The organism is Pseudomonadota bacterium (genome assembly GCA_018823285.1).
GTDB lineage: Bacteria > Desulfobacterota > Desulfobulbia > Desulfobulbales > JAGXFP01 > JAHJIQ01.
Genome location: JAHJIQ010000018.1, coordinates 1 through 12,372, shown reverse-complemented (window position 1 = coordinate 12,372; position 12,372 = coordinate 1). Strand labels below are relative to the sequence as shown.

At 52.8% G+C, this 12,372-nt stretch carries 13 protein-coding genes; 9 read left to right on the top strand and 4 right to left on the bottom strand.

What is annotated here, in order from left to right; all coding sequences use genetic code 11:
• The first annotated feature begins 24 nt into the window (after positions 1–24).
• The 5 genes from KKG35_05555 (at position 25) to KKG35_05535 (ending at position 3,412) form a co-directional block, all read left to right on the top strand.
• The gene (locus tag KKG35_05555) at positions 25–438 is read left to right on the top strand and encodes an AP2 domain-containing protein (protein MBU1737587.1); all 414 of its coding nucleotides are present in this window, start codon (positions 25–27) and stop codon (positions 436–438) included.
• 9 nt (positions 439–447) lie between these two features.
• A complete protein-coding gene (locus tag KKG35_05550) occupies positions 448–645 on the top strand; it encodes a hypothetical protein (protein ID MBU1737586.1) in 198 nt (65 codons plus the stop codon).
• Positions 646–740: 95 nt separating this feature from the next.
• On the top strand, positions 741–1,190 hold the full coding sequence (locus KKG35_05545) for a hypothetical protein (GenBank protein ID MBU1737585.1): 450 nt from the start codon (positions 741–743) through the stop codon (positions 1,188–1,190).
• Positions 1,191–1,361: 171 nt separating this feature from the next.
• Positions 1,362–2,810, top strand: coding sequence for a diguanylate cyclase (locus tag KKG35_05540; protein MBU1737584.1), 1,449 nt, complete (start codon positions 1,362–1,364; stop codon positions 2,808–2,810).
• An 11-nt stretch (positions 2,811–2,821) separates the two neighbouring features.
• Entirely contained in the window at positions 2,822–3,412 is a 591-nt protein-coding gene (locus KKG35_05535; GenBank protein ID MBU1737583.1) for a hypothetical protein, read from the top strand.
• Between the two features lie 7 nt (positions 3,413–3,419).
• Here the strand turns inward: KKG35_05535 and KKG35_05530 are convergent, their stop codons facing one another.
• The 3 genes from KKG35_05530 to KKG35_05520 form a co-directional block, all read right to left on the bottom strand.
• On the bottom strand, positions 3,420–4,130 hold the full coding sequence (locus tag KKG35_05530; protein MBU1737582.1) for a zinc-ribbon domain-containing protein: 711 nt from the start codon (positions 4,128–4,130) through the stop codon (positions 3,420–3,422).
• Between the two features lie 148 nt (positions 4,131–4,278).
• Entirely contained in the window at positions 4,279–5,454 is a 1,176-nt protein-coding gene (locus KKG35_05525; protein MBU1737581.1) for a PilT/PilU family type 4a pilus ATPase, read from the bottom strand.
• Positions 5,455–5,551: 97 nt separating this feature from the next.
• The gene (locus KKG35_05520; protein MBU1737580.1) at positions 5,552–6,712 is read right to left on the bottom strand and encodes a murein transglycosylase A; all 1,161 of its coding nucleotides are present in this window, start codon (positions 6,710–6,712) and stop codon (positions 5,552–5,554) included.
• Positions 6,713–7,137: 425 nt separating this feature from the next.
• On the opposite strand from KKG35_05520, the gene KKG35_05515 reads away from it, so the two are divergent.
• From KKG35_05515 to KKG35_05500, 4 genes are read left to right on the top strand one after another with little or no spacing between them, the layout of a single operon-like run.
• Complete coding sequence (locus tag KKG35_05515) at positions 7,138–8,463, top strand: EAL domain-containing protein (protein MBU1737579.1); 1,326 nt, start codon at positions 7,138–7,140, stop codon at positions 8,461–8,463.
• A 25-nt stretch (positions 8,464–8,488) separates the two neighbouring features.
• Positions 8,489–8,983 carry a hypothetical protein gene (locus KKG35_05510; protein ID MBU1737578.1) on the top strand — a complete coding sequence of 165 codons (495 nt, stop codon included), beginning with the start codon at positions 8,489–8,491 and terminating at the stop codon, positions 8,981–8,983.
• On the top strand, positions 8,976–10,901 hold the full coding sequence (locus tag KKG35_05505; protein ID MBU1737577.1) for a cyclic nucleotide-binding domain-containing protein: 1,926 nt from the start codon (positions 8,976–8,978) through the stop codon (positions 10,899–10,901). The genes KKG35_05510 and KKG35_05505 overlap by 8 nt, the downstream gene beginning before the upstream one ends.
• Positions 10,902–10,904: 3 nt before the next feature.
• Positions 10,905–11,627: a 3'-5' exonuclease gene (locus KKG35_05500; protein ID MBU1737576.1), complete on the top strand. Its 723-nt coding sequence runs from the start codon at positions 10,905–10,907 to the stop codon at positions 11,625–11,627.
• Positions 11,628–11,761: 134 nt separating this feature from the next.
• Here the strand turns inward: KKG35_05500 and KKG35_05495 are convergent.
• A partial coding sequence (locus KKG35_05495; protein ID MBU1737575.1) for a phage integrase N-terminal SAM-like domain-containing protein occupies positions 11,762–12,372 on the bottom strand: 611 nt, incomplete at its 5' end.

The window sequence follows — 12,372 nt, the reverse complement described above, 5'->3', positions numbered from 1 at the left end:
CAAACCAACAAGAAGACAGGAAAAATGAAAGACAAGCACAAAGACATTGCCAGAATTGATCAGCCTTCAAAAAGAACCCACGGCTGGTATGTCAGAGTCAGCTGGCTGGGAAAAACCCACAGCAAATTCTTTTCCGACAAGAAAAACGGCGGCAACCGGGCAAGCCTCCTTGCCGCACTCGCCTGGCGGGACAACACCAGGACAAAAGTCGGCAAACCCCACTCGTCCAAGTACATCGTGTCGGTAGGCAGAACGAACACCGGAGTTCTGGGGGTCCGGCTGAACGACAAGCTGAACCGATACGAGGTGTCATGGGTCACCGCAGAAGGCAAACAAAGCAAAACCTCTGTCTCGATCCGCAAGCACGGCAAGGACAAAGCCTTCAAAAAAGCTTGTGAAATCAGGAAAATCAAGGAAAGCGAAAGACTTGCCGCCTGAGAAGGTCTCGTGAAACTCTCTGCCGAAAAGATCTGCCTGATAAAAAAGTTGTTCGCCGAATGCCCGGAAGACAGAAACTTGCCGGACTGCCCCGCGAGAAACATCAGAAAACTGACCCCTGAAAATCAGGAAAAGCTTCTCGCCCGGATGACTGCTGAAGCAATCGATTCAATTCTTGAACAACACGATACCTGCATGAACCAGTAGGCCGGTTTTACCAAGCCGGCCCGCTGGTCCCACTGTGCTTCTGCCGTCAACCTCACGGTTCTGTTTTCATGTTTTCTGCTGAAAACGGGGTTTCTATGCAGGACTTCGCCCGCAACTTCGCAACGACTTTCTCCAGCAGATCAAAGCTCGCCGCTTCAGCCCAAGAAAAGCCAAGAGCCCTGGTTGAAACACGAAGAATACATACCGACGATTGCCCGGGTATTCAACCCGATAATGATCGGGTGGCGGCCAGCTTCTCTGCAGGAATACCAATCGAAAAAGCGCCGGAAAAGACAACCCGTGACCAACCTGATCCTGCTGATGATCCCGGGTTTGCCGCAATTCCGAAACGGATCAGCTCCGTGGCCCCGGCCCTGATCAAAGAACCCGCCATCAAAGAAGCACCCCCGAATGACTTACAGCCGCGGAGCCGAAAAGTACGATACGCAATTTCAATGAATTACCAATGGAAACATGCTATCATGGTTTGCGAAAATCGCCGGAAGCTCTTTACCGGGCACTTCCCGATCTGGAAGGCACATTGACGCTCCCTGCGGCAGATACGCAAACGGAGTGCGACTTCGAGCTGCGGGGAATGCGTTTCGCTGCGCATGTTCACATTTACCTGTGGGTCCTAAGTTCGCCCGTGTTTTTATGGGGGCTGAGGTGGAACAGGATTGTTGTTATATGACCATCAATAATGCGAGTCTCGACCAGTGACCGACAAAGATTCTCCACCAAAATCTTCACCCGCTTCGGGGAAGTCTGATCATTTCAGACTGCTGAAAAATCTCAGCTCAAAATTCCGCCATCTCAGCATCGCCAACAAGATGCTGCTCGGCTTTTTTCCTCTTCTGCTCCTCCTGATAGTGATCTCGACTTTTTCGCTGATCAAGCTCAACCACCTGAACAGCATGAACAACGCGATCCTGAATGTTGACATTCCGGTCAAGGAAAATGTCGACAAGATGAAAGAAGCGATTCTCCAACAGGAATCGTATGTAAAGCGATACATGCTCCTGAAAGATCAGGAGATGCTCAGGATCTTCAGTGACCGGGGGACCGAGTTCATCAACCTTCTGGATAAACTCAAGCAGCTTCCCGCCGACAGAAATTTCCACACCGACGAACTGCAGAGCCTTTATAACAGTTATTCGAGCTACCTTATTTCCGGCATCAAACTGCGTTCCGACGACCCTGAAAGCTCGGAAAAATTTGAGAGAAACATCCGGATGCGGCAGAGCGAAATAGGCTCTCTGCTGGATAAAATTAAAGCGGATGCGGAGCGGGATCAGGACGAAAAAGCCGGCGTCATCTCCTCCATCGGCAGTCTTGCCTTCAAATTCGCCCTGATCTTATGCGTCTTCGGCCTGGCCCTTTCAATCACCGCAGCTCTGGTCGTGACCAGAAACATTGTCAGCGCGGTACGGAAACTGCAATTTGCCACCGAAATGATCTCCCAGGGGAAATTTGACCACCGTCCGGACATCGACAACAAGGATGAGCTCGGCGAACTGGCGGATGCCTTTGTCATGATGGCCACCCGGCTTATGAAACTTGAAGAGATGTATCTCGACGCAAGCCCTCTGACCCGACTGCCCGGAGGAGTTGCCGTGGAAAATATTCTAAAAAAGAAAATCGAGCAGCGCGACCCCCTTGCCTTCTGCCTGATGGACCTTGATAATTTCAAATCCTACAATGACCATTACGGCTATGCGAAGGGTAACGATATGATCCTGGAAACAGCCTCGATTATCGAGAATGTCCTGGCCGAACATGGTGGTTCCGACGATTTTCTCGGCCATATCGGCGGTGATGATTTTGTGGTCATCACCACGCCCGACAAGTTTAAAAATATCTGCCGCGCGGTCATTGAACGATTCGACCATGCTTCTCCGGGATTCTACAACGAAGCCGACAGAAACCGTGGTTTTATCTCCGGAGAAAATCGACAGGGGCAAACCATGACCTTCCCGCTGGCAACCATTTCAATTGCCGTGGCCACCAACCAGAACAGAATCTTTGAAAACCACATCCAGGTCGGCGAGATCGTAGCCGAGATCAAGGAGTACGCCAAATCCATCACCGGCAGCTCCATGATTGTCGACAAGCGCCATGACCCCCTTGACACCAAGGTCCTCTCGTTCCGAGCCGGGAAAAAATGAACGGAATACCAATGAAGTCAGCCAAGAAAATCATCCCCGCAGGCCTCCTTCTTTCGGCTTTGCTTCTCGGATGCCTCCCCATAACCGGGAAAAACCGGGCGACTGATTTTTCCACCGAGGGCCTCTCCCAAAAAGAGTTTGCATTTCGAATCAGGAAACTGCAAAACGACTATCTGACCCTGGATGAAAAAGAGGGTCCCGACGCGGTCAGGATTCACCAGGACCTGGTGAGTCTATTCCTCTCCCCTCACAACCCTGATCGGGATTTGGGTCGCGCCGCAACAGAGCTGGAGGAAATAATCTCTCTCAGCCCCCAAGGCCCGGAACGGGATGAAGCAAAAAGCATCCTGACCATTCTCAATGAATTTACCGAACAGCGGCGAGTGATTGAAACCCTGCAGGCCCAGCTTGACGAGGCTCAATCAGCCCGCGAATCGCAAGGCGCCAAAGATAGGCGGATCAAGGAACTGACTGCGGAAAACACGTCACTCAAGCAGAGGCAGGAAGAGTTGCGGGCTGAAAACAGAAAACTTGAAACCACCATCGAGAAGCTTAAATTTCTTGACCTCAACATCGAAAAGAAACGGAAAAACTTCCGCTGAAAAAAACCTATTTCCGGCCATGTTTTTTTAAGGTTTCCATGTAAGGGCCGAACAGTTCATCGTAGTCCCCCCGCCCCCTCTTGTAGATATTTTTCATAAAGTCCACATCCCCATCGTTAATGACCAGATTCGCACTGTATGACAATGCTTCCAGGGTGTACAGAGTCTTGAACTCGGATCCGATCAGGACATAAAATATATACCGTCTTTTAAACATCTGCATGTTACGCATGTACTCGTGAAATTCAGAGTCCTTGAGAGAGACCCCGTCAAAGCCGCTGTGCAGAACCACCACGACAAACTCCGCCGTCCGCATCTGCTCAATGGCTTCAGCCACGCTGTCGACATTGATCGTCTGGTAAAACAATTCGACAAACGAACCGTTCACCTTGTCTCTGAGAGGCCCCTTATCAATCAGGATCAACGCCTTGGGCATATCCCTGATTCGAGTTTCCTCTTCAAATTTTCCCTGGGTCAGCCAGTCGATATTCGGAGGCTTGGGCGCCTCAGGAGACTTTCGACTCGTTGTCGGTTCGGCGGAATCCACCCGCCAGTCGGCCAGCGACCCGTCTGACTGCAGTTCAATGGCGTCACGGCAGTGAGGGCATTTGATCTTCAGGGTCCCGGACTTGAGACTGTCCAGGGCGGCCTGGATCTTGTTTTCCTGGCTCTCGGTAAACCGGAGTTCCTTCGAACAGTTGGGACAGGTGGTGATCATCTTTCTCCTCCGGAAAAAGGGAATTCGCGAAAAAAATGCCGGAACTTCGAAAAACTTCTGCTAAGGTGGACTCCAGCCGAACAACCCGGGTGGAGGATTTTTTTCAATTGCCACCCGGCCCAACAGAAACCTGAGCCCCCCCGAAAACCTAATACCCCGAGTGTTTCTGACCGGCGCCGATTTCCATGGCCAGCCCCTTGATCCCGGTGGTCGCTTCGCCCCTGGTGGACTTGACCAGATCAATCCCCCGGGAAACCACACTTCTTTTCGAACTGTAGGAGATCGCAGTCGCTTCGGTAATCAGGCCGTTCTCGAAAAGCTGCAGGATATGCTGGTCAAAGGTCATCATCCCGACCGGCGCGCCATCGCCGATAATATCATAAAAGGTCTTTTCATCGGTTTCACCATTCATGATGAGCTCTTTCACCCTGAGGTTCATACAGAGGATTTCGATGGCCGCAATCCGCCCGCCGCCGATCTTCGGCAGCAGCCTCTGGCAGACGATCCAACGGATGGTGTCGGCAAGTCGATTCCGGACCTGGGCCTGCTCCTCCAGCTCGAACATGCCGAGAATCCTGTTGATGGTCTGCCCCGCATCAACGGTATGCAGGGTACTCATCACCACATGGCCGGTTTCAGCCGCCGTCATGCCGATTTCCATAGTCTCCCGGTCACGCATTTCACCGACCAGGATCACTTTCGGCGCCTGCCGGAGGGCAGCCCGCAGACCGGAGGAAAAATTATCGAAATCACGGCCCAGTTCCCGCTGGTTGAAAGTCGCCGTGGCATGGGTATGCACATATTCGATAGGGTCCTCCAGGGTCACCACATGAACAGGTTGTTCCTTGTTGACCTCGTCAAGAATCGCCGCCAGGGTAGTTGATTTACCGGTACCGGTGGCCCCGGTCACCAGGATCAGACCATTCCTCTCCTTATGGACCCGATGGAGGGCGTTCGGCAGATTGAGATCGCTGATGGTCGGGATTCTGGTTTCGAGCTTCCTGAGCACGGTAGAGATATTCCGCCGACCGGAAAAGATGTTGACCCGAAACCTCACATCTTTCCCGAGACGGTAGGAAAGATCACAGGAGCCGTATTTGGTGAGATCATCAAGCAGCCGCTGGTCGCCGTTAATCAGGTTCAGGGCAAAAACTTCCGCCTGGAAAGGAGTGAGCTTTTTCACTTCCGGTCTGATCCGGACAGCCTCCATGAGCCCTGCCGCTTCTACCTGGAGTGGTTTACCGGCGGTGATGTTAAGATCGGAAACGTGGTCGTAGGACTGGAGCATGGTGCCGATCCAGTAATCAATATCTGGCTGCTTCATCTGTGATCCCTTTCCATCGATATGCGTTTATCTGGGGTACCCGTCTGCCTGCCCGGCACGGTAATAAATAGTACATAATAGCGGCGGCAATCGGCAACTATTTCTTTTTGACCAGAAAATAGAGCCGCCCCGGGCTCTTCAGGTTTCCTGCGGCAGCCCTGGCCTGGGTTCCCCCGCCCAGAAAAAGATCGAGCCTGCCGCTCCCCTTAATCGCCGAGCCGGTATCATGGCTGAAGACAAAGCGTTTCAGCGGCGCCCAGCCGATGATCAGGTTGTCTTTAGCAAAGAGAGGTTTTCTGGTTTCGAGATAAGCCGGAGCCCCCGGGGCAAAGCAATCATTATCGACGGCTACCGACCTGCCGGGCGTCAAAACTCTCCCGAGACTTCCCAGAGGTCCTTTCCTGCCCCCCCCTCCCCAGCGGAAAAACACGTAGGATTCATTGTATTTGAGGATCTCATCAACTTCCCGGGGATGTGCCTCCAGATAGCTGATTATTGCCGGCAGGCTCACCTGCTCCAGATCCATTGCCCCCCGGTCGACCAGCAGTTTGCCGATACTCCGGTAAGGACGCCCGTTCTTGGCCGCAAACTGCAGATCGAGAGTCCTGCCGTCACGAAGACGCACCTTCCCCGACCCCTGGACGTGAAGGATAAACGCCTCGACCCGATCGGCGAGATAGACCAGCTCCTGCCCGGCAAGGACCCCACGCTCTTCGATTTCGGCCCGTGACCAGTAAGGGACCAGCCGACCGTTTTCGATTCTTCCGGTTTCATCGCCCCGCACAACCAGATCAGGGGGGGCGCTGTAGACCGGATAGACAAAGGGCGGTTTTTTGACCAGGCTGCCGGCAACGACCGGTTCAAAATAACCGGTAACCAGCATCCGCCCATCCCTTCCGGCGCCTCCGGCCGCAGGACAGAGCTCAAACTTTTCCTGCAGAGCACCCTGCAATTCAGTTCTATTCCCGACCCGCTGATACACCGCGCGAAACTCGACCAGGGTCTCCACCATTTCCGAGGCGCGGTAACTCCGATTGCAGATGACATACCTCCGCTCCGGGGGCTGGGATCCGTAGTATTCAAGACTTGTTGCCAGCGCCTCATCAATCCCGGCCCCGGCCAGATCATCAAAAAAACCGGGCACGTCGGCAACGGAGACTACCTCTCCATAGCAATCCTCTCCGGCAACTGCGGTAAACGCCCGCAGAATGACCAGACAAAGCAGAAGACAGATATTTTTTTTGCCCGTAGAAATCATAACAGCACAATCACCACAACCATTTAATCCCCATTTTCAAGCCTCAGGCAGAAAATAAATCTGAAAAGTCGAGACAGACCGGAAAAATGAGTATAATGAATTTTCGTTACCGGGGACAGTCCCAAATGAATTGCGGCACCACTCCATCATGACTGAAATGGTGTCAGAACGTTCCTTTTCGGGAGGGAATCATGCAGACAGGGTTTGTGTTTAATATGACTATGCAGGGCGATACGCTTTCACCCCTCAGGAGGGGACGAGTGAGCGGAAAAGAGTATCCCCGCACCTCTCTGCTGGCTTAGTGAGTGATTTGATGAAAGCAGTCATTACAGGACCGACTCACATTCTGCTCTTACAAGCTAACCCGCAGCCCGAAGTTTTGAGCGCTTATCTCCCCCGGGAATCTTCGATCATGAGGCCAGGCCATGGACCGGAAACCCTACATGTTCCATGAAATAGATACCGACGAAGGCTTTTATTTCAACAAGGCGCTCGGTTTGCCGACGGTCATCAGCAAGTACCGGGAAATCGAAACCATTCTCACCGATCTGCACTATATGGCCTGCATCACCATCCAGATCGGCCATCTCAGCAAAGTCGAATACCTGTACGGCAGCACAATCTACACGGAACTACTCAGGTTCATCAACGACTACCTCCTGAAGATCCGCACCGAAGAACTCCGCACCGAGGATATCTTCGTCGTCGATCTGTTCGATGTCGACACCTTCATCATCTTCCTTTCCGCCCCGAGAGAACACCGGACCCAGCTTCTCAGGCACCTGGAAGCCATCACCGAAAGGCTCAGGATTCATACCGAAAAAAAGGTGTTTGAAACATTCTATCCGTACCTCAAGGAGTATGCGAGGCCCTCAATAGGATATGCCCTGGTCATCAACAACCCGATGGTCAGCAATCTGCGTCTGATTACCCAGCTGGTCAGCAGTGCCAAGAAGATGGGTGAGTTCATGACCCTCAAGCACGACTACTCAAGCCGCTTCAACCTGCAGAAAATAATTATTGAAGAAAACATCCATACCGTCTTCCAGCCGATTGTCTCCCTGCCGGACCTTGAGATCATAGGATACGAAGCGCTTTCGCGGGGGCCTGAACACTCCGAATTTTACACCCCCCAGCTTCTCTTTGTCGTGGCGAGCGAATGCGGCCTTTCATTTGAACTTGACCGGTTGTGCCGTAAGATCGCCCTTGAAACCATCCGTCATGTGGAAACAGACCGAAAGATCTTCGTCAACACCCTGACCATGACCATTCACGATCCCGAGTTTCGCGGCACCTACCTGAAGGAGCTGCTTGCCGATCTGAAGATCAAACCGGAAAATGTCGTCTTCGAGGTGAGCGAGAGGCTGGCCATCGACAATTATGATCTGTTCAGGAGTGCGCTGCAGGATTACAAGGATATCGGGATTGTTCAGGCCACCGATGATATCGGCACCGGATACTCCGATCTGGAGCGGGTCATGGAATTAAATCCCGGTTTCATGAAGATCGACATCTCTTTTGTGAGAGGCGTGGACAAAAGTTTTATCAAGCAGAAGATTGTCGCCTCTCTGGTTGCCCTTGCCAGGGGGTTGAACTCGGAGATCATTGCCGAAGGGGTTGAAACCGGAGAGGAATACGAAAAGCTTGTCGAACTCGGTGTTCCGTACGCCCAAGGTTTCCTTTTCGGCAGGCCGTCTCCGGAGCTGGTTGACAAGTCTTTTGATTTCCAGCACACTGCAGCACGATCATAATATTTATTAAGGATATCGAAATCAGATGGAAAAAACATTGCTCGACAAGATCGAACACCTCCTGGGGGAGGGCAAAACCAAGGACCAGGTCTGGCGGAACCTGAAAGAGACCGAAAACCAGGAAGAACTGGTCTTTCTCCTCAATGATCTGCCGACCCTTAAAAACCGCCGGGCTTTTTTACTGCTCAACCTGCCATTGTGCGCTCTTCTGGTAATCATGACCGGGATGAAACTCTTCGCGGCGGTGGCCATCGGCCAGATCAACTATCTATTTTTTCTCGCCATGGTGGTGCCGATGATCAATGTCTACCTCCTGAAAAAAATTCTTCGCTTTCGCCGCACCGGTTTTCTGTACCTCTTCGTCCTTTCCTTCCTCTCCCTTTTTCAGCCTGAAAACCACCGATTGCTTGAAGTAGTGCTCCTCGGGGTCATCCTGTTTCTGTCCGGATTTCTCTACCTGAAGATGTTCCCGAAGAAGGAGCGGCTCAAATCACCCGAAAAGGCTCCCACCAATGGCTAAAGATGAAACAAATGAGGTGCCGGCGAATGTGGCCCTCGCCTTCCTTACCGAGATTCTTCCCTTCAAGGACCTCGATCCCGCGGCCCTTTCAAAACTGGCGAGAAGATGCACCATTGATTTTTACCCCAAAGGAACCCTGATCTTCCGCCAGGGAGAGACGGAAGTTTCCCATCTGTATGTGATCCAGCAGGGCGGGATCAAAACCTACCGGACAGAGGGCGACACCCAGACGCTCAAGGATTATCGGGGGGTCGGTGAATATTTCGGCGCGTTGCCGCTGATCCAGGGAACCAGGGCCAACCTGAATATTGAAACGATAGACGACACCTTCTGTTTTCTGTTCGAAAAGCAGGATTTTCTCGATCTGCTCGACTCAAATCCCGCCGTTTCCCAGTATTACCTCCGCACCATGTCGGCCAAGATGGCCGGTCTGGTCTATTCCGAGGTCCGCCAGCACAAGATGGCCCCCCGGACCGATGGCGCGCTCTACCTGTTCAGCGCCCAGGTCGGAGATGTCGCCAAAGGCAACCTCTATCAGGCTCCGGAGAGCACCACGGTCCAGGAAGCGGCAATCATCATGTCCGAGAACATGATCGGCTCACTGCTGTTGACCGACAGCCGGGGTGAGATCAGCGGCATCGTTACCGACAAGGATATCCGCAGCAAGGTGGTCGCCAAAGGCATAGATTTCAAAACCCCGGTTTCTGCGATCATGGCCTCTCCCGTACAGACCATCTCCAGCCAGGCCGTCTGTTTCGACGCCCTGCTGAAGATGATCAAGACCAAGATCCATCATCTGGCCATCGAACAGAACGGCAAAATCATCAGGATGATCACCACCCACGATATCATGGTGACCCAGGGCACCTCCCCCCTGTACCTGTTTCGCGAAATTCTCGCCCAGAAGAAGATTGAAGGCCTCTACCCTCTGGCCAGGAAGATTCCGCAGGTGGTACGCTCCTTGATCGAAGAAGGGGCGAAGGCCAACAATATCACCAGAATGATCGCCGTGCTCAACGACCATGTTTTAGACCGGATGCTCTCCCTGCTGCAGGAGGAATTCGGCCGGGCCCCGGTCCCCTGGGCCTGGCTGCTGCTGGGCAGCGAGGGCCGCAGGGAACAGACTTTCAAGACCGATCAGGACAACGCGATCATCTACGGCGCCCCGGAAGATCCGACCCTGAAGGACCAGGCGGAAGAGTACTTCAGACCTTTCTCGGAACGCGCGATCGAGCATCTCGTCAAGTGCGGCTATCCGCTCTGCCCGGGAAACATCATGGCCTCCAACCCGGAACTGCGCCAGCCCTTTCCGGTATGGAGCGGCTACTTCCAGAAATGGTGCCGGACCCCCACCCCGGAGAGCGTTCTCAAGTCAATGATCTTTTTCGATTTCAAGGCGGGTTTCGGCGACAACGGGATGGCCGAGGCGCTCAGAGATGAAATCACCCGAACCGCCCGCAAATCTGATATCTTCCAGCTCTGGCTGGCAAAAAGCTGTCTTTCCTCCCGCCCGCCCCTGTCGTTTTTCAAGAATTTCATCGTCGAAAAGGATGGCGAACACAAGAACACCTTCGATCTCAAGACCAGAGGCCTGGTCTTCATCGTCGATTTCGCCCGCCTGATGTCACTCAAGCACGGGATCACCGAGACCAACACCCTTGCCCGCCTGAACCTCCTGCAGGAAAACCAGTATCTGCCCCAGGGGCTCTGCAACGAAATCATCGAGGCGTATGAATTCCTGATGCACCTGCGCCTGATCCACCAGTTGCAGATGATGGAGACCGGTCAGGAACCGGACAACTATATCAACCCCAAAGACCTCACCGACCTTGAACGACAGACCCTGAAAGAGGCATTTGCCGTCATCGGCCGGCTGCAGGATTTCCTCAGCAAAGAATTTCACCTGGCGGAACAGTGAAAAATGGATTTTTCAAAGATTGCCAAGCTGTTCGGGAGAAAATCAACCGGCGTCCATCCGCTGATCGCCCGCAGTCAGGAGTACTTTCGTAATTTCAATAAAGACCTGCCACTCCAGGACTATGATTTCGTGGTTTTCGACACGGAACTCTCCGGGTTTGACCTCAATAAAGACGAGATCGTTGCGATCGGGGCGGTCAAGATCCGCAACCTGCAGATCCAGTGTGCCTGCACATTCTATTCCCTGGTCAGACCGGAAAAAGACGCCCATACCCCAAGCACCCTGATCCACCGGCTCACCCCCGGCAAACTGATCGCGGCCCGGCCGCTCGCGGAAGTATTGCCGGAGTTCATCGATTTCTGCGGTGAAGCCGTCCAGATCGGGCATTACACCCGCCTGGACCTGGATTTCATCAACAAGGCCACCACCAAACTGTTCGGAGGCGCCCTGAAAACCCCGTATCTCGACACCATGCGCCTGGCCATGGCCTACAACGAATCGAAACACGGCCATTATTACGACCACAGCAACATCCATGGCGCCTATACCCTGAATGCCCTGAGCCGCGAATTCAACCTGCCGATATTCACCGAGCACAATGCCCTGCAGGATTCCCTGCAGACTGCCTATCTCTTTCTTTTCCTGGTCAAAAAGATGCGGGAGTACGGCTTCCGGACCTTGAACGACTACCTGAAAGCAGGCCGCAAGTGGAAAATAATCCTTTGAACCTCTGCCCGGAAAGCCCCCCGTCTCTCTTCCCCAAACAATGGATTTTCGTTCACTCTTTTTTTGTTAGATCGTCTCCCGAAAAATTACGGCACAAATCTTACGCATCTTATATAACAACAGAAAGAAGCCGTTTAAGCAGCAACACTTTTTGAAAATATGTTGACTGCAAATTGAGCAAGATGCCTCCGGATTGCAAAAAGGACTGCGGCGCAAAAGGTGGTAAACAAGCAAGAGTCAAGCAAAGATCTGACCCCTTTACCATAGCCATTTTTTAGATCGGCATTGTGGAGTTCCTTGACCCTCAGGAGATGTTCCTGAAGAGGCTCATTAAAACGTTCAGATAAGACCGTCAACCGGTCCTTGCCGCCCTTACCGCGAACCAGGAGCTGTTGTCTGGCAAAATCAATGTCCTTGACTCGCAAACGGACACACTCCATGTGTCGTAAGCCGCTCCCATATAACAGCCCGGCCATCAGGCCCATGGTTCCTTCGAGTGACTCAAGCACCAGATCCACTTCGTCATGTGTAAACACCACCGGGAGTCGCTGGGGCTTCTTGGGTTTTGCATAAGCGCCGATATCGCCAAGTGGTTTCTCCAGAACCTTGGCATACAGAAAGACTATGGCATTCAAGGCCTGTCGCTGGGTGTTGCCGGCCACCTCTCGCCGCGTTGCCAGATATTCGAGATACTCTTTCACTTCCTTGGCGCCTACCGTATCCGGCTCTTTTAAATCAATGAAAT

Bases quoted from the DNA above. Each gene is read 5' to 3' on its own strand.
- KKG35_05500 (MBU1737576.1), top strand. From the start codon at position 10,905: ATGGATTTTTCAAAGATTGCCAAGCTGTTCGGGAGAAAATCAACCGGC.
- KKG35_05515 (MBU1737579.1), top strand. From the start codon at position 7,138: ATGGACCGGAAACCCTACATGTTCCATGAAATAGATACCGACGAAGGC.
- KKG35_05545 (MBU1737585.1), top strand. From the start codon at position 741: ATGCAGGACTTCGCCCGCAACTTCGCAACGACTTTCTCCAGCAGATCA.
- KKG35_05555 (MBU1737587.1), top strand. From the start codon at position 25: ATGAAAGACAAGCACAAAGACATTGCCAGAATTGATCAGCCTTCAAAA.
- KKG35_05530 (MBU1737582.1), bottom strand. From the start codon at position 4,130: ATGATCACCACCTGTCCCAACTGTTCGAAGGAACTCCGGTTTACCGAG.
- KKG35_05535 (MBU1737583.1), top strand. From the start codon at position 2,822: ATGAAGTCAGCCAAGAAAATCATCCCCGCAGGCCTCCTTCTTTCGGCT.
- KKG35_05505 (MBU1737577.1), top strand. From the start codon at position 8,976: ATGGCTAAAGATGAAACAAATGAGGTGCCGGCGAATGTGGCCCTCGCC.
- KKG35_05520 (MBU1737580.1), bottom strand. From the start codon at position 6,712: ATGATTTCTACGGGCAAAAAAAATATCTGTCTTCTGCTTTGTCTGGTC.
- KKG35_05510 (MBU1737578.1), top strand. From the start codon at position 8,489: ATGGAAAAAACATTGCTCGACAAGATCGAACACCTCCTGGGGGAGGGC.
- KKG35_05525 (MBU1737581.1), bottom strand. From the start codon at position 5,454: ATGAAGCAGCCAGATATTGATTACTGGATCGGCACCATGCTCCAGTCC.